Source organism: Stenotrophomonas sp. (genome assembly GCF_050737575.1).
Classification (GTDB): Bacteria; Pseudomonadota; Gammaproteobacteria; order Xanthomonadales; family Xanthomonadaceae; genus Stenotrophomonas.
Genome location: NZ_JBOHXW010000011.1, coordinates 89,428 through 112,262 on the forward strand (window position 1 = coordinate 89,428; position 22,835 = coordinate 112,262).

The 22,835-nt window shown below is 63.6% G+C and carries 24 protein-coding genes; 20 read left to right on the forward strand and 4 right to left on the reverse strand.

What is annotated here, in order from left to right; all coding sequences use genetic code 11:
* Window positions 1-93 precede the first annotated feature (93 nt).
* On the reverse strand, window positions 94-660 hold the full coding sequence (locus ACREP4_RS16725) for a DUF1415 domain-containing protein (protein WP_431597328.1): 567 nt from the start codon (window positions 658-660) through the stop codon (window positions 94-96).
* 189 nt (window positions 661-849) lie between these two features.
* On the opposite strand from ACREP4_RS16725, the gene ACREP4_RS16730 reads away from it, so the two are divergent.
* Together ACREP4_RS16730 and ACREP4_RS16735 are read left to right on the forward strand one after the other, a co-directional pair.
* On the forward strand, window positions 850-2,328 hold the full coding sequence (locus ACREP4_RS16730) for a benzaldehyde dehydrogenase (protein ID WP_431597329.1): 1,479 nt from the start codon (window positions 850-852) through the stop codon (window positions 2,326-2,328).
* Between the two features lie 15 nt (window positions 2,329-2,343).
* Window positions 2,344-3,474, forward strand: a complete 1,131-nt coding sequence (locus tag ACREP4_RS16735) for a helix-turn-helix domain-containing protein (protein WP_431597330.1) — start codon at window positions 2,344-2,346, stop codon at window positions 3,472-3,474.
* Between the two features lie 18 nt (window positions 3,475-3,492).
* Here the strand turns inward: ACREP4_RS16735 and ACREP4_RS16740 are convergent, their stop codons facing one another.
* Window positions 3,493-3,978, reverse strand: a complete 486-nt coding sequence (locus tag ACREP4_RS16740; protein ID WP_431597331.1) for a YajQ family cyclic di-GMP-binding protein — start codon at window positions 3,976-3,978, stop codon at window positions 3,493-3,495.
* A 274-nt stretch (window positions 3,979-4,252) separates the two neighbouring features.
* On the opposite strand from ACREP4_RS16740, the gene ACREP4_RS16745 reads away from it, so the two are divergent.
* The 6 genes from ACREP4_RS16745 (at window position 4,253) to ACREP4_RS16770 (ending at window position 9,812) form a co-directional block, all read left to right on the forward strand.
* Entirely contained in the window at window positions 4,253-5,149 is an 897-nt protein-coding gene (locus ACREP4_RS16745) for a DMT family transporter (protein ID WP_431597332.1), read from the forward strand.
* A gap of 271 nt (window positions 5,150-5,420) precedes the next feature.
* Window positions 5,421-6,428: a methionine ABC transporter ATP-binding protein gene (locus tag ACREP4_RS16750; protein WP_431597333.1), complete on the forward strand. Its 1,008-nt coding sequence runs from the start codon at window positions 5,421-5,423 to the stop codon at window positions 6,426-6,428.
* A complete protein-coding gene (locus ACREP4_RS16755; RefSeq protein ID WP_431597334.1) occupies window positions 6,425-7,114 on the forward strand; it encodes a methionine ABC transporter permease in 690 nt (229 codons plus the stop codon). The genes ACREP4_RS16750 and ACREP4_RS16755 overlap by 4 nt, the downstream gene beginning before the upstream one ends.
* Before the next feature lie 81 nt (window positions 7,115-7,195).
* Window positions 7,196-7,990, forward strand: a complete 795-nt coding sequence (locus ACREP4_RS16760) for a MetQ/NlpA family ABC transporter substrate-binding protein (RefSeq protein ID WP_431597335.1) — start codon at window positions 7,196-7,198, stop codon at window positions 7,988-7,990.
* Between the two features lie 326 nt (window positions 7,991-8,316).
* Window positions 8,317-8,880 carry a DUF1453 domain-containing protein gene (locus ACREP4_RS16765; RefSeq protein WP_431597336.1) on the forward strand — a complete coding sequence of 188 codons (564 nt, stop codon included), beginning with the start codon at window positions 8,317-8,319 and terminating at the stop codon, window positions 8,878-8,880.
* A 170-nt stretch (window positions 8,881-9,050) separates the two neighbouring features.
* Window positions 9,051-9,812, forward strand: a complete 762-nt coding sequence (locus ACREP4_RS16770; RefSeq protein ID WP_431597337.1) for a YiiX/YebB-like N1pC/P60 family cysteine hydrolase — start codon at window positions 9,051-9,053, stop codon at window positions 9,810-9,812.
* 228 nt (window positions 9,813-10,040) lie between these two features.
* On the opposite strand, the gene ACREP4_RS16775 is transcribed toward ACREP4_RS16770, so the two are convergent.
* On the reverse strand, window positions 10,041-10,679 hold the full coding sequence (locus ACREP4_RS16775) for an OmpW/AlkL family protein (RefSeq protein WP_431597338.1): 639 nt from the start codon (window positions 10,677-10,679) through the stop codon (window positions 10,041-10,043).
* 202 nt (window positions 10,680-10,881) lie between these two features.
* On the opposite strand from ACREP4_RS16775, the gene ACREP4_RS16780 reads away from it, so the two are divergent.
* The 5 genes from ACREP4_RS16780 (at window position 10,882) to ACREP4_RS16800 (ending at window position 16,556) form a co-directional block, all read left to right on the forward strand.
* Window positions 10,882-11,436, forward strand: a complete 555-nt coding sequence (locus ACREP4_RS16780) for a DNA-deoxyinosine glycosylase (RefSeq protein WP_431597339.1) — start codon at window positions 10,882-10,884, stop codon at window positions 11,434-11,436.
* Between the two features lie 45 nt (window positions 11,437-11,481).
* The gene (gene aceF / locus ACREP4_RS16785; RefSeq protein WP_431597340.1) at window positions 11,482-12,984 is read left to right on the forward strand and encodes a dihydrolipoyllysine-residue acetyltransferase; all 1,503 of its coding nucleotides are present in this window, start codon (window positions 11,482-11,484) and stop codon (window positions 12,982-12,984) included.
* A complete protein-coding gene (locus tag ACREP4_RS16790; protein WP_431597341.1) occupies window positions 12,984-13,640 on the forward strand; it encodes a hypothetical protein in 657 nt (218 codons plus the stop codon). The genes aceF and ACREP4_RS16790 overlap by 1 nt, the downstream gene beginning before the upstream one ends.
* A gap of 17 nt (window positions 13,641-13,657) precedes the next feature.
* Window positions 13,658-15,808: a dihydrolipoyl dehydrogenase gene (lpdA, locus tag ACREP4_RS16795; protein ID WP_431597342.1), complete on the forward strand. Its 2,151-nt coding sequence runs from the start codon at window positions 13,658-13,660 to the stop codon at window positions 15,806-15,808.
* 61 nt (window positions 15,809-15,869) lie between these two features.
* Window positions 15,870-16,556, forward strand: a complete 687-nt coding sequence (locus tag ACREP4_RS16800; protein ID WP_431597343.1) for a DUF6624 domain-containing protein — start codon at window positions 15,870-15,872, stop codon at window positions 16,554-16,556.
* A gap of 208 nt (window positions 16,557-16,764) precedes the next feature.
* Here ACREP4_RS16800 and ACREP4_RS16805 read toward each other — a convergent pair whose 3' ends face one another.
* On the reverse strand, window positions 16,765-17,589 hold the full coding sequence (locus ACREP4_RS16805; protein ID WP_431597344.1) for a hypothetical protein: 825 nt from the start codon (window positions 17,587-17,589) through the stop codon (window positions 16,765-16,767).
* 420 nt (window positions 17,590-18,009) lie between these two features.
* Between ACREP4_RS16805 and ACREP4_RS16810 the strand changes: the two genes are divergently transcribed.
* The 7 genes from ACREP4_RS16810 to ACREP4_RS16840 form a co-directional block, all read left to right on the forward strand.
* Window positions 18,010-18,378 (forward strand): ATP synthase subunit I, encoded by a 369-nt coding sequence (locus ACREP4_RS16810; RefSeq protein ID WP_431597352.1) that lies wholly within the window; start codon window positions 18,010-18,012, stop codon window positions 18,376-18,378.
* A 25-nt stretch (window positions 18,379-18,403) separates the two neighbouring features.
* The gene (gene atpB, locus ACREP4_RS16815; RefSeq protein ID WP_431597345.1) at window positions 18,404-19,201 is read left to right on the forward strand and encodes a F0F1 ATP synthase subunit A; all 798 of its coding nucleotides are present in this window, start codon (window positions 18,404-18,406) and stop codon (window positions 19,199-19,201) included.
* Window positions 19,202-19,274: 73 nt separating this feature from the next.
* Complete coding sequence (atpE, locus tag ACREP4_RS16820) at window positions 19,275-19,577, forward strand: F0F1 ATP synthase subunit C (protein WP_057635707.1); 303 nt, start codon at window positions 19,275-19,277, stop codon at window positions 19,575-19,577.
* Window positions 19,578-19,688: 111 nt separating this feature from the next.
* Entirely contained in the window at window positions 19,689-20,159 is a 471-nt protein-coding gene (locus ACREP4_RS16825) for a F0F1 ATP synthase subunit B (RefSeq protein ID WP_431597346.1), read from the forward strand.
* A 1-nt stretch (window position 20,160) separates the two neighbouring features.
* Complete coding sequence (locus tag ACREP4_RS16830) at window positions 20,161-20,688, forward strand: F0F1 ATP synthase subunit delta (protein ID WP_431597347.1); 528 nt, start codon at window positions 20,161-20,163, stop codon at window positions 20,686-20,688.
* 45 nt (window positions 20,689-20,733) lie between these two features.
* Complete coding sequence (gene atpA / locus ACREP4_RS16835; protein WP_431597348.1) at window positions 20,734-22,281, forward strand: F0F1 ATP synthase subunit alpha; 1,548 nt, start codon at window positions 20,734-20,736, stop codon at window positions 22,279-22,281.
* Between the two features lie 71 nt (window positions 22,282-22,352).
* A partial coding sequence (locus ACREP4_RS16840; RefSeq protein ID WP_431597349.1) for a F0F1 ATP synthase subunit gamma occupies window positions 22,353-22,835 on the forward strand: 483 nt, incomplete at its 3' end.

Genomic DNA, 22,835 nt, shown 5'->3' on the forward strand with positions numbered 1-22,835 from the left:
GGGATGACATCCCAGCGTCGCATTGGCCTTGAATCACATTGCGGGTGCTGGGATTTCAGCCCAGCCCACGGGACGATTGCTGTCCCGAATCGTTCAGTGCGCCTTGTCGCCAGACAGCAACCTGTTCCAGCCCTCGACACCCAGCTTGTCGAGGGTTTCGATGTTGCGTTCGATGATCACGTCCGGATCCGGGAAGGCGGCGACCGCGCGTTCCACGCTGTCTTCGCGCAACAGGTGCAGGATCGGATACGGCGCGCGGTTGGTGTAGTTGCTCACGTCATCCGGCGCGGCGCCGGCGAACTGGTACTGCGGGTGGAAACTGGCCACCTGCAGGATGCCCTGAAGATCCAGCGTTTCCACGACCATGTCGGCGTTTTCGAGGAAGTCGTTGTAGTCCAGGAAATCGGTCAGCACGTCCGGGTGGATGAGCAAGGTGGTGTCGATCTGCTCGGCCGGGGTGTCACGCAACAGCACCAGTTCTTCGGCCAGTTCTTCCAGCAGGGCTTCGGGGGTGCTGGCGTCGCTGAGTACAAAGCGCACCTGCTGCTTGACGTACACCGCCTTGGCAAAGGGGCACAGGTTCAGGCCGATAACGGCCTTCTCCAGCCAGTTCCGGGTGACGGCGATCGGGTCGCCGAGGGGCGCGGTGGTGTCGTTCATGGTGGCCTTGCATGCGTGCTGGGTAGGCGATTGTAGTGCCAGCCCGTCACGACGCCGGTGTGACTGTCCACGCATGGGACATCGGCCGCCGTTCAAATCACTTCCACGACAAGGGCTTGGCCGATTGCCGCTGGCGGCCAATAGGCAAGCGATGTGGGCAGGTGTCCAATCGGCGAACTACCCCCTGCAATGGAGTTCTGGAAGATGGCAACGCACGCATTTCTGCCCACCAAGCTGTGGTCGGGCAAGCAATTCGATGGACAGTGGAGTGCCGGTGGTCCGCTGCGTGATGTAGTGGAACCGGCCACTGCTGCGCTGCTCGGCCATGTCGCATTGGCCGACCCGGCGCAGGTGACGCGCTCGGCTGCCGCCGCCGCGCAGGCGCAGCGGCTGTGGGCTGCGGCACCGTACGAAACCCGTGCCGGCGTGCTGCGCCGCGCGGCGGCGTTGGCCGAGACGCATGTCGATGAGATCGAGGATTGGCTGGTCCGCGAAGGCGGTGCCACCCGGCTCAAGGCCCGCGCGGAACTCAGTATCGTCACCCGCGCCCTGCATGAAGCATCCGCCTTGCCGTCGCGCGCGCTGGGCGAGGTGCTGCCGACGCGGTCAGCCGGCCTGAGCCTGGCCCGGCGCCGTCCGCTGGGGGTGGTCGGAGTGATCTCCCCATTCAACTTCCCGCTGTACCTGGCCATGCGCGCGGTGGCGCCGGCGTTGGCGCTGGGCAATGCGGTCGTGCTCAAGCCCGACCCGCGCACTACGGTGTGCGGCGGGTTCGTCATCGCGCGGCTGTTTGAACTGGCCGGCCTGCCGGCTGGCGTGCTGCACGTCTTGCCGGGGGAAGGCGACGCCGGTGCCGCGCTCACCGCCGATCCGAACATCCGCATGATCCAGTTCACCGGCTCCACCGCTGCCGGTCGCAAAGTGGGGGAGACGGCCGGCAAGCTGTTGAAGAAGATGTCGCTGGAACTGGGCGGCAAGAACTCGCTGATCATTCTGGACGACGCCGATCTGGACCTGGCCGTGGCCAATGCCGCATGGGGCGCGTACCTGCATCAGGGACAGGTCTGCATGGCCACCGGCCGTATCCTGGTACAGCGGCGTATCTATGAACGCTTCCTGGAAAAATTTGTCGCCAAAGCCAGGGCGCTGAAGGTGGGCGATCCGGCGCGCGAGGATGTCGCGTTGGGGCCGCTGATCAACGCGCAACAGCGCGATCACGCCGCGAAGATCGTTGCCGATGCGCTGGCTGCCGGCGCGATGTTGGCGGCCGGTGGGCATTACCGCGAGTTGTTCTTTGAAGCGACGGTATTGGCCGATGTCACCCGGGAAAACCCGGCATTTCGTGAAGAAGTGTTCGGCCCGGTCGCCGTGGTGGTGCCGTTCGACAGCGACGACGATGCGGTGTCGCTGGCCAACGACACGGTCTATGGATTGTCGATGGGCATCCTCTCCAGCGATGTCGGGCGCGCGCTCAAACTGAGCGAAAAACTGCACACCGGGCTTCTGCACATCAATGACCAGACGGTAAACGATGAGGCCATCAACCCGTTTGGTGGAGTCGGCGTATCGGGCAACGGGACCAGCATAGGCGGGCCGGCCAACATTGATGAGTTCACTCAGTGGCAGTGGTTGACCATCAAGGGCCAGGCGCCCGCGTACTCGTTCTGAAGCAGGAGCCCCCCAATGAGCGCACCCAAAGGACACGCCACGCGTGGCGCGGCGTTGGAACACCAGCAGTTGTTGGCCAGCGCACGCAAAGAATTCTCCGATGGCGCGCCGCTGCCGGATGACCTGCTGGCGCAGCCGCTGCAACGGTCGTGGGAACGCCTGCGTGCCGCGGGCATGCAGCAGCACGAAACGCCGCTTCAGCTGCCGCGCGTGGCCCGCCCGCCGCAGCCGGAAGGCCACGCCGATCGCCGCCTGGCGCGCTGCGCGCAGCACGACATGGATCAGTTGTGGTCCGCCTTTGGCGGCCGCCAATGGCTGATGTACTGCATCAACACGCAGGGCGTGATCGTGGCCCAACGCGAGCACGGGCTGACCGATTCACCGCTGCTGCGGACCATCCAGGTGGGCCGGCAGTTGCGTGAGTCGCACCTGGGCACCAACGCACCGACCTGCGCGTTGAGCGAGGACACGCCAATCCTGGTGCGCGGCAACGAGCACTATCTGGACCACTTCACGCCGATGTTCTGCCTGAGCGTGCCGCTGCACGGGCTGGATGGCGAAGTGGCCGGTGCGTTGAACGTCACGGGCTTGGGCGAGCGCGATCCGGATTACCTGCTGGACTACTTCCGGCAGGGCGCGTTGTCCATCGAGAACCGGCTGCTGCAGGAATGCCGGCCGTGCCACCTGTTGGCCTTGCAGCACGACGCCCGTTGGTTGAACACGCCGTTCCAGGGATTGTTGGCCATCGAAGAGAACGGCCGCATTCGTGCGGCCAATCGCGTCGCACGGCGGTTGCTGGGCTTGCCGCGCCGTGGGCCGTTGCCGGAAGTGACGCTGGAGGAAGTGTTCGCTGCCGCCAACGTGCATCAGCGGCGGCGCCTGTTGCAGGCCGGGCCGGCACGGCGAGTACGTTTTTCCGAAGACAGCGCATTGCAGGTGCAGTACCTGCGCGCGCCGGTAACGCGACGCGGCAGCGTGGCCATCCCGGCTGCCGCACGCGATGCGGTCAAGGGCTCGCTGCGTGCGCAGGGCATCCAGGCGGTACGCGATGCAGTGGACAGCTACCGCGGCAACGTCAGCGCGGCGGCGCGCAAGCTGGGCATTTCGCGCACCACGCTGTACCGCAAACTGCAGCAGGGCGACTGACCCTGCTGCAGCCATGAATCAATCGCGGAAGTTGTCGAACTGCAGCGGCTGCTCGAACTCGCCCTTCTTCAACAGCGCCATGACCTCTTGCAGGTCATCGCGCTTCTTGCCGTTGACGCGCAGCTTGTCGCCGTTGATCTGCGTGTCGACCTTGATCTTGGCTTCCTTGATCTTGGCGGCGATCTGCTTGGCCAGCTTCTGCTCGATGCCCTGCTTGACGGTGACCTGCTGACGCGCACCGCCGAGGTTGGTTTCGATATCGCCAAACTCCATGCAGCGGAAATCGATGTTCCGTGCGGCCAGACGCAGGCGCAGGATGTCGGCCATCTGCTTGAGCTGGAAGTCGGTCGGCGCGGTGAGCTTGATCAGCTTCTCGTCTTCCAGATCGAACTTGGCATCCACGCCCTTGAAATCGAAGCGGGTGGACAGTTCACGGTTGGCCTGGTCCAGCGCATTGGCCAGCTCGTGCTTGTCAACTTCGGAAACAACGTCAAAGGAAGGCATCGGCCTGCTCCCATCAATGAAATCAGCCGTCATTCTAGGCGAACGGCCGCCTTCCTTCGCCAAAACGAGCAGAGAACAAGGCCTGCGCGGAACAAGAACGAAGGCCAACCCCTCTCTTTGCCGAAGGCAAGGGGAGGGCGGGGGGCTCTGCACCTGAAGCCAACCGCGTCGCTCGGCAACCTCCTCCTGGGGCCGCGCCCATGCGAGGGCGCGAATCATGCCGCGCTTCTGCCCGGAGATATCCGCAATCCGCACGACAGGGGATAATCCGGCCATGTCTCCAACCAAATCCCCTGCGCGCGCCATCGTCTGGATGCTGGCGGCCGTCGCCTTCTTTTCGCTGATGGATGCCGGCATGAAGATGCTGGCGGCCAGCTATCCCACCTTGCAGGTCACCATGCTGCGCGGTGCGGCGTCGTTGCCGTTCGTGCTGGTGTGGGTGTTGGCCTCGGCCGGCCCGCGCTCAATCATCCCGGTGCGCTGGGGCCTGCACCTGCTGCGTGGCGTGCTGGGCATGGTGATGATCGGCTGCTTCGTCTACGCGCTGCGCACGCTGCCGTTGTCCACCGCGTACACCATCTACTTCGTCGCGCCGCTGCTGGTGGCGGCGTTGTCGGTGCCGCTGCTGGGTGAGCATGTCGGGCCGCGTCGCTGGATCGCCATCGGCATCGGCCTGATCGGCGTGCTGGTGGTGTTGCGCCCCGGCGTGGACGGCCTCATCTCCTTCCCCGGTCTGATGGTGCTGCTGGCGGCCACCGCCTATGCCATCGCCGCGGTCACGGTCAGCTTGCTGACCCGCACCGATACGCCGCAATCGATGGTGGTGTGGTTCCTGCTGATCATGGCCATCGGCGCCGGCGTGCTTGCCTGGCCGGAATGGCGGCCATTGGAATGGAAGCACGCCGCGCTGATTGCCGGCATGGGTTTGGCGGGTGCGCTGGGGCAGATCGCGCTGACCCGGGCGTTCCAACTGGGCCAGGCCTCGATGATCGCGCCGCTGGAATACACCGGCCTGGTCTGGGTGATCGGCTGGGATCTGCTGCTGTGGGACAAGCTGCCCGACCGCTGGACCTGGGCCGGCGCGGCGATCATCGTCGCCAGCGGCCTGTACCTGCTGCACCGCGAGCGGGTGCAGCGTGCCCAGCGGCCGGATCAGATCGATCACCTCTGAACTGTTGGCGCTGGATCAGCGCGTGTAGGAGCGGCCTCGGCCGCGAAACCGCCACCGGCACCGGCACCGGTTCCGGCTCCGTTGGCGGGCAGGCCGCCATCACAGACAGGCGTCATGGCCGGGTAGCGCGGCGCTTTGCTGCCAAGGCTGCGCCTACGACGGCCACCACTTAGAACCAAAAGGAATAAGATTGACCGACGCAGCACGCGCGCCGGGCGGCCTGCGCTGCTAGGCTGCACGCCCCCCTTCTGACCCCCCGGTTGCCCTGGCAGTGATCGCGTTCCAGAACCTGCAAAAGTCCTACCTCGTCGACGGTCGCGCGATCACGGCGCTGCATCCGCTCGACCTGCAGATCCAGGCCGGCGAAGTGTTCGGCATCATCGGCCACTCCGGCGCTGGCAAATCGACCCTGATCCGCCTGATCAACCGCCTGGAAGAACCCAGCGGCGGGCGGGTGCTGATCGACGGGCAGGATGCCACCGCGCTGGACGCCGATGGCCTGCGTGCGCTGCGCCGCCGCATTGGCATGATCTTCCAGCACTTCAACCTGCTGTCGGCCCGTACCGTGGCGGGCAACGTCGCCTTCCCGCTGGAGCTGGCCGGCACGCCCAAGGCCGAGATCGATACCCGGGTGGCCGAGCTGCTGCGCACCGTTGGGCTGGAAGAGCACGCAAACAAATATCCGGCGCAGTTGTCCGGCGGCCAGAAACAGCGCGTCGGCATTGCCCGCGCCCTGGCCACGCGCCCGCAGATTCTGCTGTGCGACGAGGCGACCAGCGCGCTCGATCCGCAGACCACCGCCTCGGTGCTGGCGCTGCTGGGCAAGATCAACCGCGAGCTGGGCCTGACCATCGTGCTGATCACCCACGAGATGGATGTGATCCGCCGCGTCTGCGACCGCGTTGCCGTGCTCGACGCCGGCCATCTGGTCGAGCTGGGCCCGGTGACCGATGTGTTCCTGCATCCCAAGCACCCGACCACGCGCCGCTTTGTCTCCGAATCCGAGCATGTGGACGAAAGTGAGCAACTGCACAGCTACGCCGCAGTTGGCGGCCGCATCATGCGCCTGACCTTCCTCGGCAACGACACCTACGAACCGCTGCTCGGGCGCATCGCCCGCGACACCGGCGTGGACTACAACATCCTGTCCGGCCGCATCGACCGCATCAAGGACACGCCTTACGGCCAGCTCACCGTTGCCCTGGTGGGCGGTGATCAGAACGCCGCGCAGGCCGCCTTCATCGCGGCCGGCGTCCATGTACAGGAGCTGCGCCGATGATGCTCGCTACCGCAGGCGGTTTCTTCCGCCATCTGGATGCCGGCAAGTGGGCCGACATCGGTCAAGCCACCTTCGACACCCTGCTGATGCTGGCCGGCTCGCTGCCGCTGACCATGGCCATCGGCCTGCCGCTGGGCGTGCTGCTGTTCCTCACCGGCTCACCGCAATTGCACCGCAAGCCGGTGGTTTACGGCGTGCTGGCGCTGCTGGTGAATCTGCTGCGCTCGGTGCCCTTCATCATTTTGATGATCGTGCTGATCCCGGTGACGCTGGGTTTGATGGGCACCTCGCTCGGCGTGCGCGGCGCGATTCTGCCGCTGGTTGTCGGCGCCGCACCGTTCTACGCGCGCTTGGTGGAAACCGCATTGCGTGAAGTGGATCGCGGCGTCATCGAAGCCAGTCAGGCAATGGGCGCCACCACGCGACAGCTTGTTTTCAAGGTGCTGCTGCCCGAAGCGCGGCCCGGTCTGATTGCCGGCGCCACGGTCACCACCATCGCGCTGATCGGCTTCACCGCGATGGGCGGTGCGATTGGTTCCGGTGGACTGGGCGACCTGGCCTTCCGCGATGGCTACCAGCGCTCGCATACCGATGTCGCACTGGTCACCGTGGTGCTGTTGCTGGTGCTGGTGCAGGTGCTGCAGATGATCGGCGACCGCTTGGTTTCGCATTACAGCCGAAAATAATGCAATGACGACAGACCGGCACGCAGCGTGTCGGCCTGCTAGCGTAGTGCCACCGTCCTTCCCCACAGGATTCTGATTCCAATGAACAAGCTGCTCGCTCTTCCCCTGTTCGCTGCCGCCTTGGCACTTTCGGCCTGCGGCAAGCCCGCTGCCGACGACGCCAAGTTGATCGTCGCCGCCACCGCCGTGCCGCACTCCGAGATTCTGGATGTGGTCAAGCCGCTGATGGAGAAAGAGGGCATCAAACTCGACGTGCGCGTGTTCAACGATTACGTGCAGCCCAACGACCAGTTGGTGCAGAAACAGGTAGACGTCAATTACTTCCAGACCGAGCCGTACCTGGATGCCTACAACCGCGACCGCAAGACCACGCTGGTCACCGTGACCGGTGTACACATCGAACCGTTCGGTGCCTATTCGCGCCGCATCAAATCGCTGGCCGAACTGCCCAACGGCGCCGACGTGGTCATCCCGAATGATCCGAGCAACAACAGCCGCGCGCTGATCCTGCTGGACACCGCCGGCGTCATCAAGCTCAAGGACGCCAGCAACGCGCTGTCCACCCAGCGTGACATCGTCGAGAACCCCAAGCAGCTCAAGTTCCGCGAACTGGATTCGGCGATGCTGCCGCGCGTGCTCGACCAGGTCGATCTGGCGTTGATCAACACCAACTACGCACTCGATGCCGGCCTCAACCCGACCAAGGACGCGCTGGCCATTGAAAGCAGCGAGTCGCCGTACGTGAACTTCCTGGTCGCGCGCACCGACAACAAGGACGACCCCCGCGTGCAGAAGCTCGCCAAGGCGCTGACCAGCCCGGAAGTGAAAGCCTTCATCGAACAGAAGTACAAGGGCGCAGTCCTGCCTGCGTTCTGATCGACTCGGTAAATGTAGTGCCGAGCCACGCTCGGCAAGCAGCTTTCCCGGTAGATATCGCAGCGGAGCACCGCTCCGCTCAGCCGCCCGCAAAGCGGGAGCCCCGCGCGCCGGCAACACCGTAGGCTGGGATTTCGTCCCAGCCTGCGATCACCCCAACGTCCGTGATTCCAGCAGGCCATCTGCCCACGCGGCGATGACACGCCGCTGCGTAGTCTTGACCCGCACGATGGCGGGTCTTCCATTCCGGTCTGCTGCCGCGCGTGCACCTCTACACGGCTGTGCACGCATTGATCGCAGGCACGGCATCACTGGATCACGTGACCATGCCTTTGCTTCTTGCAGTGCCACTCGCCTTGCTGGTGTTTCTGGCCATCCTGTTGATGCTGCTGCCGTTGTCGCTGTGGCAACGCTTCCGTAGCAGCGGCGCACGTCGGCTGGCGCGGCCGTGGCTGGTCACGTTCAATCTCTGGGGCACGGCGGTGTCCACCGTGCTGTTTGCGATCTTTGCCACCGTCGCCGGTTTCTGGTGGCCGGGCGCGTGGACGTATGCCGCGTTGGGTTGGTTGGCCGGGCTCCTGCTGGGTGCCTTGGGGCATGCATTGACCCGCTTCGATGCCAATGCCGAAACCCTGTTCTACAAGCCCAACACCTGGCTGGTGCTGGCACTCACCCTGATGATTCTGGTGCGCGTGGTGGCGGGCATGGTGCAAGGCTGGCAGGCCTCGGTAAATGGTGTGGCGTGGCCGCAGACGGGCTGGCTCAGTCACGCCGGCTTGCTGGCAATGGCGGCGGTGCTGCTGGGCTACGCGGGCATGTACGCACTGCTGCTGCGACGCAGGGTGCGGCATCACCAGCGCTACCGTGGTTACGACCGCAGCCCGCACTGAGTGACGGAAGGCGGGGCAGCGTCGAGGCCGATGTAGCCCGCGACGTCCAAGCCGCGCAGGCAGCTCAAGCCCGCGACGCACGCAGCTTCTGCCTATCCATCTGAGCCGGCTGCATGGCGGCAGGGCCGCGCAGCCATTACGCTGGCGCTACGGTTCGGGGAGGTCATGCAATGGGCTTGTTGAGTTTGCTTGGGCGGCATCTGGCACATTTTCTGGCGCAGCCGCGCCGCAACCAGGCGCGGCCCTCCACCAGTGATCCCGCATTGCTGCTGCATACCTTGCGGCGCGGTGATGTGCTGTTGGTGGAAGGCAATAGTCGCTTTTCCACCGCCATCAAATACCTCAGCCAATCCACCTGGTCGCATGCGGCGCTGTATATCGGCGAGGAATCGCTGGTGGAAGGCGGCAAGCCACAACCGATGATGATCGACGTGGATGTGGAGGAGGGCGTGCGCCGGATTCCGCTCAGTGAATTCGCCCATCAACACACCCGCATCTGCCGCCCGCAGGGATTGGCACCGGCGGCCGTGGAGCAACTGGTGGGTTTCATGCGCGCCCGCCTCGGCTACAGCTACGACTTGAAGAACGTCTTCGATCTGGCCCGTTACCTCATCCGGCAGCCGCCGGTGCCTGGGCATATGCGTCGACGTTTGATTGCACTGGGCAGTGGTGAACCGACCAAGGCGATCTGTTCGACGTTACTGGCGCAGGCATTCGAGTCGATCCGTTACCCGATCCTGCCGGAGATCGAAACCGTCTCCGCGCAGGCCGGTGCGCGACAGCAGCGGCAGGAAATTCTGCACATCCGCAACTACAGCCTCTACACCCCGCGCGACTTCGATGTGTCGCCTTTCTTCGACATCGTCAAACCGCGCCTGCAGACCAACTTCGACTACCTCGCCCTGCAGTGGAGTGATGACGGCAGCCCGTAGTGTGCAGGCGAAATTCGCCCCTCTCCCGCAAGGGGAGAGGGGCTACAGCTGCGGTCGCAGACAATGCTTGTGCTCGCTGCGCTTCAAAGCCCCTCTCCCCTTGCGGGAGAGGGGTTGGGGAGAGGGGAGAGCAGCACAAGCTGCCGCCGACAACAGAGCAATAAAAAAACACGGGCCGCGAACGGCCCGTGCTCTTCATGCTCCACTAAACCGGAACGATGTCGCTTATCAGAAGCGCGCACCAATACCGAAGCCCACGGTCCACGGATCCATCTTCAGCTCGCCGGCGTTGCTGCCAGCCACGCGCAGGTCAGGGCGTGCATGCATGTAACGTGCGTCGGCACGCGCAAACCAGGTGGAGTTGATGTTCATGTCCACACCCACGGTGCCGATGGCGCCCTTGGCCGTGTCCACACCCACATGGTTGCCGGTGTCAGACAGTCCATCGATCTTCTCGTTGCTGAAGTTCGACTCGTAGTAGCCCAGGCCAACGAACGGACGGAACACGTTGTCCGCTGCGCCGAAGTGGTACTGCGCACTCAGCGCAAGCGGCTGCTGCTCAACGGTGCCGGCCTTGGCGCCGCCATCGGTACGCACGCGGTGATTGAACTTGTCGACAGCGCCCCACAACTCAACGGCGATGTTGTCGTTGAAGTAATAGCTGGCGCTCACGGTCGGCGCCGGGCCACCGTCAAACTTGTCGATGCCATTGATCGGATCGCTCTTGGGCTGCAGCAACGTGATGCCGCCGACGACCGCGAAATGCTTGCCCGACGCGGTGTCGCTGCTGGCATCCTGCGCGAACGCAGTGGACGACAGTGCAAGTGCACCCAGGGTGGCAAGGCTCAGAATTTTGATCGAACGCATAACAGACTCCTCAGTCTCTCAGTCGGGACTATCGTTGTTGTCGAGGCCCTCGTTGCGGGGCGTGCCAACCGTAGCGATGCGTAGATGAATCGCGCTAAACGCAGGGGTTTTTCGCTATGTTGATGTTCAGCAAAAATGAGTGGAATCCCATGGACACACGCGCAAACACAAAATTTCTGTTCACGGTCGTGTGGTGGCTGTGATGGAGAACAACGTGTTGCAGGGATTGCCCGCGCAGGTGGATTCGCACTGTCGCGTGTTGGTGTTGGGTTCGATGCCAGGTGCGGTGTCATTGCATGAAGCGCGTTACTACGCGCATCCACGCAATCGCTTCTGGCCGGTGATGGCGACGCTGTGCGGATTCGATGCAACGCTGGATTACCCGCAACGCATGCAGCAGTTGCAGCGTGCCGGCGTGGGCGTGTGGGATGTCATTGGTCAATGTCGGCGCAGCGGCAGTCTGGATGCGGCAATCGTGCGTGGCAGCGAAGTGGCCAATCCGCTGCCGGCGCTGATTGCGGGTTTGCCCGCGCTGCAGGTCATCGCCTGTAACGGCGGTGCAGCACACGCTGCGTTCCAGCGGTGGGTGCAACCGGCTTTGCCGGTTGTGGCGGTTGCGTTGCCGGTGCTGTCGCTGCCCTCGACCAGTCCGGCCAATGCGGCGTGGTCATTGCCGCGCCTGCTGGAGGCGTGGGGCCAGTTGCGGCCGTGGTTGCACCCGTCGGAATCGCCCACAACGCGGCCTTGGGGCGGCTGACCGGGCAGGACATCGGAGACAAGCGGCAAGTCAGCTTGTCCACCAATGGGCGGCGCAAGGCCAAGGCCCTGCCGGCGCTGGCTTGCGCCTGACCAGGGACATACGCAGGCGAATTCAGCACTAGCGGTTGGCGCTGCGGCCCGGGGACGCCACAATAGAGGATTCCCTCACTGTTGCTGGAGTAGTTTCATGGCCGAAATCAAGGAAGCCCTTGTCCCCGATATCGGTGACTACAGCGACATTCCGGTGATCGAAGTGCTGGTTGCCGTCGGCGATACGGTCAAGAAAGACCAAGGTCTGGTCACGCTGGAGTCGGACAAGGCGACGATGGAAGTGCCTTCGTCGGTGTCCGGCGTGGTCAAGGAGATCAAGGTCAAGGTCGGCGACAACCTGTCTGAAGGCAAGGTTGTGGCGCTGATCGAGGTCACCGAAACCGCCGCCCAGCCGGCTGCTGCAGCCGCACCCGCGGCGCCGGCCAAGGTCGAGGCCGCCGCCGAAACCCGCGCCAAGGTTGAGCCAGTGGCCGCCGCCCCGGTGGCTGCCGCGCCGGCACCGGCCGCAGTGCCGACCGGCAAGCCGGCCAGCCCGCCGGTGCAGTTCAACGCCGAAGGCGTGCTGCCGTCCAAGGTGCCGTATGCCAGCCCGGCGGTGCGCGTGTTCGCCCGTGAGCTGGGCGTGGACCTGGCGCAGGTGTCCGGCAGCGAAAAGAGCGGCCGCATCACCAAGGACGACGTGCAGAAGTTCGTCAAGGGCCTGCTCACCGGTGGTGTTGCGGTTGCCGGCGCTGCGCCGGCCGCAGCCGGTGGCGGCCTGAACCTGCTGCCGTGGCCGAAGGTGGACTTCAGCAAGTTCGGTGAAACCGAAGTGGTGCAGCTGTCGCGCATCAAGAAGATTTCCGGCGCCAACCTGGCCCGCAACTGGGCGATGATCCCGCACGTCACCCAGTTCGAGCAGGCTGACATCACCGACCTGGAAGGCCTGCGCGTTGCGCTGAACAAGGAGAACGAGAAGGCCGGCATCAAGCTGACCATGCTCGCTTTCCTGATCAAGGCCAGCGCCGCGGCACTGAAGAAGTTCCCCGAGTTCAACGCTTCGCTGGATGCCAGCGGCGAGAACCTCACGCTGAAGAAGTACTTCCACATCGGCTTTGCCGCTGACACGCCGAACGGCCTGGTCGTGCCGGTGATCCGCGACGTGGACAAGAAGGGCGTGGTGCAGATTGCGCAGGAAACCACCGAGCTGGCCAAGAAGGCCCGTGACGGCAAGCTGGGCCCGGCCGACATGAGCGGCGGTTGCTTCTCGATCAGCTCGCTGGGCGGCATCGGTGGCACCGCATTCACCCCGATTGTCAATGCACCGGAAGTGGCCATCCTCGGCGTGTCCAAGTCGGCGATCCAGCCGATCTGGAACGGCAAGGAATTCGCGCCGAAGCTGATGTTGCCGTTGTCGCTGAGCTACGACCACCGCGTCATCGACGGCGCGCTGGCTGCACGCTTCACCACGTACCTGTCGCAGGTGCTGGCCGACATGCGTCGCGTCCTTCTGTGATGCGCACCGCGCCCAAGCGCGCGTTGTTGCTGGCACTGCTTGCGGTGCTGGCCGTGCCTGCACTGGCCGCGCGCCAGTGCGAGCCGGTGGTGGGCGAAGGTTGGCCGCCGGCGGTGGGCAATTACGGTCAGGCCGCGTCGCAGTTGTTGGGCGGGCAGGCCGAAGACACGCTGTCGTTGCTGATGTTGCCGGCGCGGGGCGAGGAATCGCAGGTGTTGTTGCGTCGTGACGCGGGCAGCGGCCAGTGGACCGTGCTGGCAGGGATGGCCGAGAAGCGCATCTACAGCTGGAACAGCGGCGCCAGCCGGGCAGGCGTCAACCTGCGCCTGGAGCAGAGCCCGTCATTCGCACGGGCACCGTTGCCGGATGCGCTGGCGCAGCGTGTGGTCCAGGTCTGGGCCCAGGCGTTGTCCACGCCGGAAGTGGCGGCGCGTGCGCCGGTCACCGATGGCGAGGTGGTTTCTTTCACCATCAACGGTGAACGCTACAGCGGACTGCGGCCGGGTTGCGGGCAGTTGGAAGCGCTGCTGGAGCAGGCCACGCTGCTGACCGAACTGGCACACAGCAAAGACAAAAAGTACGAGAAGCGCTACGAGGCAATCGAACGCGCGCTCGACAAGATGCACAACCGGTTCTCCGGCGAAGACGCCGGCTGAGCCCACTGGAGAAAACAATGGCGACGATTGAAATCAAGGTTCCGGACATTGGTGATTACGACAGTGTGCCGGTGATCGAAATCCTGGTCGCTGTGGGCGACACAGTGAAGAAGGATCAGGGGCTGGTCACGCTGGAGTCGGACAAGGCGACGCTGGAAGTGCCGTCCTCGGCCGCAGGCGTGGTCAAGGAAATCAAGGTCAAGCTCGACGACAAGCTGTCCGAAGGCGACGTGGTGGTGATTCTGGAAGCCGAAGGCGAGGCCGCTGCGCCTGTCGCTGCGGCGGCTCCGGCGGCGGCTGCACCGGCCGCGCCTGTGGCAGCGCCGGCACAACCGGCTGCTGCGCCCGCTGCAGCCGCGGTGAGTGCACCGGCGGCCACCGGTCTGGTCGAAGTGAAGGTGCCGGACATCGGCGATTACGACAGCGTGCCGGTGATCGAAATCCTGGTGGCCGTGGGCGACACGGTGGTCAAGGATCAGGGCCTGGTCACGCTGGAATCGGACAAGGCGACGCTGGAAGTGCCGTCCTCGGCAGCCGGCGTGGTCAAGGAAATCAAGGTCAAGCTCGACGACAAATTGTCCGAAGGCGATGTCGTGGTGATTCTGGAAGCCGAAGGCGCCGCTGCGGCTGCCCCGGCCAGCAAGGTTGCACCGGGCAGCAAGCCGCCGGTAACGCCATCGCACCGCGCACCGGACCCCGCCGTTGCCGCCAAGGCACTGCCGTCCAGCGGTCGCACTGCGGATATCGAGTGCCGCATCGTGGTGTTGGGTGCCGGTCCGGGTGGTTACACCGCTGCGTTCCGTGCCGCTGATCTGGGCATGGATACCGTGTTGATCGAGCGCTACGCCAACCTCGGCGGCGTCTGCCTCAACGTCGGCTGCATTCCGTCCAAGGCGCTGCTGCACGCGGCCGAGATCATCGACCACGCCTCGCACGCCAATGAACTGGGCATCGAGTACGGCGCGCCGAAGATCAGCCTGGACAAGCTGCGCGAGTACAAGGAAAAGGTCGTCGGTCAGCTGACCAAGGGCCTGGCCGGCATGGCCAAGCAGCGCAAGATCCGCACCGTTCACGGCTTGGCCAAGTTCGTCTCTGCCAATGAGCTGGAAATCACCGGCGACGACGGCAAGACCCAGCTGCTGCGCTTCGAGCAGTGCGTCATTGCCGCCGGTTCGCAGGCAGTGAAGCTGCCGAACTTCCCGTGGGACGACAAGCGCGTGATGGATTCCACCGACGCGCTGGAACTGGCCGAAGTGCCGGGTTCGCTGCTGGTGGTTGGCGGCGGCATCATCGGCCTGGAAATGGCCACCGTGTACAGCGCGCTCGGCGCCAAGGTCACCGTGGTCGAGTTCATGGACCAGCTGATGCCGGGTGCCGACAAGGATCTGGTCAAGCCGCTGGCCGACCGCCTGAAGAAGCAGGGCATCGACGTTCACCTGAAGACCAAGGCGTCGGGCGTCACGGCCGACAAGAAGGGCATCACGGTAACGTTCGAGGCTGCCACCGAAGGCGAGAAGCCGGCGATGGAAAGCGCCACCTTTGATCGCGTGCTGGTCGCGGTGGGCCGCTCGGCCAACGGCAAGAAGATCGACGCCGACAAGGCTGGTGTGGAAGTGACCGATCGCGGCTTCATTCCGGTGGATCGCCAGATGCGCACCAACGTGCCGCACATCTTTGCCATCGGCGACATCGTCGGTAACCCGATGCTGGCTCACAAGGCCACGCACGAAGGCAAGTTGGCCGCGGAAGTGGCCTTCGGTGAGAAGAAGGAATGGGTGGCCCGCGTGATTCCGTCGGTGGCTTACACCAACCCGGAAATCGCCTGGGTGGGCGTCACCGAGACCGAGGCCAAGGCCAAGGGTTTGAAGGTGAGCGTGGCCAAGTTCCCGTGGGCGGCCAGTGGTCGCGCGATTGGTATTGGTCGCACCGAAGGCTTCACCAAGCTGATCTTCGACGAAGAAACCCATCGCGTCATCGGCGGCGCCATCGTCGGCGTGCATGCCGGTGAGTTGCTCGCCGAAATTGGTCTGGCCATCGAAATGGGTGCCGAAGCCGAAGACATCGGCCACACCATCCACGCACATCCGACCTTGAGTGAGTCGGTGGCGATGGCAGCGGAAATCTACGACGGCACCATCACCGATCTGTACATTCCGAAGAAGAAGTAATTCACACGACGCCCCTTCACCGGGGCGTCGTTGTATCTGCTGATTGGAAAGGAGCAAGGGAATGTTGCGGGCGATTTCGGCGGTTGCGATGTTGGCGTTTGCGTGCAATGCGCGGGCCGATGATGACGACCCAGCGCTTGCTGCGGCGTTGTTGAAGTGCCCGGATGCGGCGGCCTTCATCGAAGCAGCCAAGCTGCATCGGCCGTCCCGCGTCGGTGTGCAGGCTGATGTGATTGCAAGCGAGCCGGCGTTGCGTGTGCAACTGCTTGAGATGGCGCGTGTCGATCAGGAGGCGCGCACCGGCGACTGGTCGCCGTCGATGATCGAGAAGATGCTTGCCGTGGATGCGGCCAACTTGCCGGAAATAAAAAAGATCGTTGCCGAATACCGCGGGCTTCCGGGTGTTGCTCAGGTTGGCGCGGATGGCTTATCTGCTGCCTGGTTGCTGGTGCAGCATGCTGACCGTGATGTGGATTTCCAGCGCGGCGTGTTGGAGCAGATCATGCCGCTCGTAGCGCGCGGCGAAGTGTCATCGCGCGAATTCGCGTTGCTGACGGATCGCGTGCTGGTGAACTCGGAGCAGCCGCAGCGTTATGGCAGCCAGTTGTTGGCGGTGGGTGGAAAGTGGCAACCCAAGCCGATGGAGGTGCCGGATCAAGTTGATCAACGTCGCGCGGCTGTGGGTGAGATGCCGTTGGCGGATTACATTTGCGTGGCCACCCAGTTGATGCCGCCGCCTGCGCCGTAGCCCGGATAAGCGCGCGGTGCTACAAGCCCCTCTCCCGCGTGCGGGGTGAGAGGAGCAGCTTGCGAACCATTGGTTCGCTGCTCCCCGAACGCCCTTGCGCCAGCGCAAGGGCTGGGGCACGGAGTGGAGGTGAGGGCAGCCTTTGTAGCGAGCAGTGATGTCGCGTTGCAGCCGCTGCCGAGCATGGCTCGGCGCTACAAACGTCGCGTCAGAACGACAAACTCACGCCCGCCAGTGGTCCCTTGAATTCCTGCTTCAAGCCGACAACGCCATCACTGCCGCGCTTGTCGGCATCCAGCTTGAACCAGTCGTAGCCGGCGAAGATGCCGAAGTTCTGGTTGACGTTGTATTGCACGATTGCATTCGCACGACTCAGGTCGCCTTTGTAATCGTCGAAGTTGCCCCAGCTGGTGTTGAGGTACTGGCCCTGCAGGTTGATCATCCAATGCTCGGACGGCGTGAAGGTCAATCGCGCGCCCACCACCGGCGCGATGCCGTCGGCTTTTTCATTGATGAAACGGCCTTGGTAGAGATCGCCAAGATCGGCATAGGCATCTGCGCTGATCTTGGCGTACTCGGCACCCAGTTGCAGGCCGACGTCGAATTTCTCACCGTCCACCACCGAATAGTCGTAGACCAGCGTCGCGACCTGGTACTTCAGTTCGCCTTTGACGAAGCTGCCGGCAGGCACCGTGGTGTCACCGTAGTTGACCGTATCACCGAGTGTCTCGCGGCGATCCTTGTCGTACTTGAAGTAGTCGAAGATCAATCGCTGCCGATCACTGATGCGGAACATGCCATCCACGCGCGGCTCCCATTCCTTGCCGCCCATGCTGAAATCTTCGGACACATCGACATCCTGCCCGCCGATGTTGGTGCTGCCACGGATCGTGTTGTCGGTGTCGATGTTCATCGCCCCCAAGCGCAGCGTGAAACGCGGATCGTCTTCGGCGGCGTGTGCCGCGGCTGCACTGAAAAGACCCAGCGCCAACGCGCAGGGAGCGATTACGGGAATGAAGCGGGGATTGCGCATCGTTGTTGCCTTCGTGTTGCTTGAAAGCAATGGACCTTGATAGGTCGTGCGTACCGTCGGCGTGACCACGCGTGTAGGTGATGTGTAGAGATGCCTGAAAATGAATGCGGTGAGGTGGTGCTGCAGAGGGCTGGCAGCACCACCTCACCCGGATCCGCCGCCATCGACGAGGTAATGGCGGCAGACGCAGGGGTCAGACCGGGGTGCTGGCAGGAAGTTCCCGCTGCTGCATTGCCGCATCCGCGGCCTGCAAAAAGGGCCGATTTGGCGAAAATTCCTGAAATTGCGGCAACTTGCATAGTCAAATGGGATGCCAGATGCCGGTTGTCTCTCAAAATGTCTCACTGTTATACTTTCGCGGCTCGACGAGGCGCCTCTGCGCGATTCGGTTCCCACTTTCACCTTGCAGGACACTTTGACGTGCTGAACTCCGTTGACGCGGGTCGGCGACTGATGTTGCGCGCCGCGGTCTATCCGCTGGCAGCAGTGGCTGTCCTGGCTCTGGCCTTCCTCTTCATGGCGGGGCCTAAGTCCGCCATCGGCGCTGCGGCGTCGGGTCTGGCAGTGGTGGCAGGGGGCTGGATTGCGGCCCGTATGGCACTCGGTGGCGGCGTTCAGGCCGCTGGTTCGGCAATGATGCGCCTGATTCTGGCGATGTTGCTGAAATGGGTACTGGTCATCGCCGTGTTTGCAATTGGCCTTGTCTGGTTGAAGCTTCCCGCGCTGCCGCTGTTCGCGGGTTTGGCGGTGGGAATGATGTTCCAAGTCCTGGCTCTGGCCAGACGTTGATCGAATTCATAAAGGTTACGGACACATGGCGGGCGAGGCTCTAACTCCTACCAGCTACATCCAGCATCACTTGCAGAACCTGACCGCTCCGGTCGGTGAAGGCGGCGGTTTCTGGACGATCCACGTAGACACCATCTTTACTTCAGTCCTGATGGGCCTGTTGATGGTGTTCGCGTTCTGGATGGCGACGCGCAAGGCCACGGCCGGCGTGCCGGGCAAGTGGCAGGCGTTTGTTGAAATCTGCCTGGAGTTCGTTGACCGCCAGGCCAAGGACACCTATCACGGCAAGAGCAAGCTGGTGACGCCGATCGCGATCACCATCTTCTTCTGGATCCTGTTGATGAACCTCATCAAGATGATCCCGGCCGATTTCATTTCCAAGCCGCTGGAATGGGCGGGCATCCACTACTGGAAGCCGGTGCCGACCGCTGACGTCAATGCCACCCTGGGCATGTCGATCAGCGTGTTCTTCCTGATGATCTTCTTCTCGCTCAAGTCCAAGGGCGTGCTGGGCTTCATCAAGGAATTCCTGACGGCCCCGTTCGGCAAGTGGATGATGCCGTTCAACCTGATCCTCAACATCGTCGAGTGGCTGAGCAAGCCGATCTCTCTGGCGATGCGACTGTTCGGCAACATGTTCGGCGGCGAAATCGTTTTCCTGCTGATCTGGGTGCTGGGTGGTGCCGGTTTGTTCGGTGCCATTGCCGGTGGTGCATTCGGCCTGGGCTGGATGCTGTTCCATCTGCTGGTGATCCCGCTGCAGGCATTCATCTTCATGATGCTGTCCATCGTGTACTTGAGCCTGTCGGAAGACAGTCACTGAGTTACAAGCTTCAACCAGTTTCAACCTTCATCCGTTTCATCACCCTTAGCTACTTAAGTTCCTGGAGATAACCATGTACTTCGCCGTCCTGACCAACCTCGCCCAAGTTCAGAGCTCCACCGCCCTTGCCGTCGGCATCATGATCGGCCTGGCCGCGCTGGGTGCAGGCCTCGGTCTGGCCATCATGTCCGGTAAGTTCCTGGAATCGGCCGCTCGCCAGCCGGAACTGATCCCGGTCCTGCAGGTCCGCATGTTCATCACCGCCGGCCTGATCGACGCCGCGTTCATCATCTCGGTCGCCGTCGGCCTGCTGCTGGCCTTCGCCAACCCGCTGGCTTCCACGCTGCTGGCCGAAGCCGCCAAGCTGGCTGGCTGATCCAGCTGCAGTGAGATGGCCGGTTGCCTTCGGGCATCCGGCCTCGGATGAAGGTTCGGTTGCGTCGCCACGGCGGCGCAACCACCCCCGACACAGCGACTGAGCTAATCCATGAATATCAATTTCACCCTCATTGCGCAGGCCCTGGCGTTTGCCGCGCTGATCTGGATCATCGCGACCCTGATCTGGCCGCCGTTGATGAAGGCTATCGAAGAGCGTCAGCAGAAGATCGCTGAAGGCTTGGCTGCTGCCGATCGCAGCCAGAAAGATCTGGCCCAGACGCAGGAAAAGGTCAACGAAGCGTTGAAGGACGCTCGTGGCAAGGCCAACGAAATCATCGATCAGGCTCATGTCCGCGCCAACCAGATCGTTGAAGCGGCCAAGAACGAAGCCGTTGCTGAAGCCAACCGTCAGAAAGATCTGGCCCAGGCTGAAATCGACGCTGCTGCCAATCGCGCCCGCGAAGATCTGCGCAAGCAGGTGTCCGCACTGGCCGTGAGCGGCGCCGAGAAGCTGCTCAAGCGCGAAATCGATGCCAACGCCCACAAGGCGCTGCTCGACGAGCTGGCTGCGGAGATCTGAGATGAGCCAGGCCCTCACGCTTGCCCGCCCGTACGCCCGCGCCGCTTTCGCGATTGCGCGTGAGGATGGCAAGTTCGCGCCGTGGTCGGACGCGCTTGCGTTCTCCGCCCGCGTTGCCGCCGATCCGCGCGTGTCGGCCCTGCTGTCCAACCCTCAGCTGGGCCGCGGCGATGCCGTTGCCCTGCTGACTCCGGAAGCGGCAGGTGAAACCTACAGCCGCTTCCTGGGGCTGCTGGCCGAGTCGCACCGTCTGCAGCAGCTGCCGGAAATCTCCGGCCTGTTCGACCAGCTGCGCGCCGACGCCGAAAACGTGCTGAAAGCCACGGTGACTTCGGCTGCTGAACTGTCGGCAGACGAGCTGGAAAAGATCAAGGCCGCGCTGCGCAAGCGCTTCGGCCGCGACGTCGAGGTATCGACCGCGGTGGACGCTTCGCTGATCGGCGGCGCCGTGATCGATGCCGGCGATGTGGTTATCGATGGTTCGCTCAAGGGCAAGCTGTCGCGCCTGCAGACCGCACTCGCACACTGAATTCAATTTAACGTCCGGCTTGATTGCCGGCACTAGGACTTGACGATGGCTACCACGCTCAACCCCTCCGAAATCAGCGAACTGATCAAGAACCGCATCGAGAAGGTCGCCCTGTCCGCGGAATCGCGCAACGAAGGCACCGTGACCTCGGTGTCCGACGGCATCGTGCGCATCTACGGTCTGGCCGACGTGATGCAGGGCGAAATGATCGAACTGCCGAACAACACCTACGCACTGGCGCTGAACCTGGAGCGTGACTCGGTCGGCGCCGTGGTGCTGGGTGACTACGAGCACCTGCGCGAAGGCGACGTGGCCAAGACCACCGGTCGCATCCTGGAAGTGCCGGTGGGTCCGGAAGTGCTCGGCCGCGTGGTGAACGCGCTGGGCGAGCCGATTGACGGCAAGGGCCCGCTGGGCACCTCGCAGACCGCTCCGGTGGAGCGCGTTGCGCCGGGCGTGATCTGGCGCAAATCCGTCGACCAGCCGGTGCAGACCGGTTATAAGTCGGTCGACTCCATGATTCCGATCGGCCGTGGCCAGCGCGAGCTGATCATTGGTGACCGCCAGACCGGCAAGACCGCGATGGCCATCGATGCGGTGATCAACCAGAAGGGCACCGGCATCAAGTGCGTGTACGTCGCGATCGGCCAGAAGGCTTCGACCGTTGCGAACATCGTGCGCAAGCTGGAAGAGAATGGCGCACTGGCCCACACCGTGGTCGTGGCCGCTACCGCTTCCGAGTCGGCTGCGATGCAGTACATCAGCGCCTACTCCGGCTGCACCATGGGTGAGTACTTCATGGACCGCGGCGAAGACGCCCTGATCGTGTACGACGATCTGTCCAAGCAGGCCGTTGCCTACCGCCAGATCTCGCTGCTGCTGAAGCGTCCGCCGGGCCGTGAAGCCTACCCGGGTGACGTGTTCTACCTGCACTCCCGTCTGCTCGAGCGCGCAGCTCGCGTGTCGGAAGAGTATGTCGAGAAGTTCACCAACGGTGCCGTCACCGGCAAGACCGGTTCGCTGACCGCGCTGCCGATCATCGAAACCCAGGCCGGCGACGTTTCCGCGTTCGTTCCGACCAACGTGATCTCGATCACCGACGGCCAGATCTTCCTGGAAACCGACCTGTTCAACGCCGGTATCCGTCCGGCCGTCAACGCCGGTATCTCGGTGTCGCGCGTGGGCGGTTCGGCCCAGACCAAGATCATCAAGAAGCTGTCCGGCGGTATTCGTATCTCGCTGGCCCAGTACCGTGAGCTGGCTGCGTTCGCGCAGTTCGCCTCGGACCTGGACGAAGCGACCCGCAAGCAGCTGGAGCGCGGTCAGCGCGTCACCGAGCTGATGAAGCAGAAGCAGTACCTGCCGATGTCCATCGCCGACCAGGCGCTGTCGATCTACGCCGTCAACGAGGGTTACCTCGACGACGTGCCGGTCGCCAAGCTGCTGGGCTTCGAAGCGGGCCTGCATGCGCACTTCGCCAACACCGCAGGTGAGCTGGTCTCCAAGATCAATGCCACCGGCGCCTGGAACGACGAGATTGAAGCCGCTTTCAAGAAGGGCATCTCCGAGTTCAAGACCACTGGCAGCTGGTAATCGCGAAGCGACGACCGGCAGGGAGCGGCCACTCGGCCGCTCCTCAACCAAGTAAGTAGAGCGAGCGAGAAATGGCAAGCGGACGCGAAATCAAAACCAAGATCAAGAGCGTGCAGAACACCCGCAAGGTGACGCGCGCGCTCGAGATGGTCTCGGCCTCCAAGATCCGCAAGGCGCAGGATCGGATGAAGACCTCGCGTCCGTACGCGCAGGCGATGAAGCAGGTCATCGGTCACCTGGCCCAGGCCAGCACCGATTTCCAGCATCCGTTCCTGGTTGAGCGTGAGAACGTCAAGCGCGTCGGTTACATCGTGATCTCGTCCGATCGCGGTCTGGCTGGCGGCCTGAACAACAACCTGTTCCGCAAGGCTGTGACAGAAATGCGCGGCTGGCAGGAAAAGGGCGCCGAGATCGACATGGTGACCATCGGCCAGAAGGCCAGCGTGTTCTTCCGTCGCGTCAACGTGAACATGGTCGGCAGCGTCACCCACATCGGTGACAACCCGCAGCTGGAAACGTTGATCGGCGTGATCAAGGTCATGCTTGATGCCTAC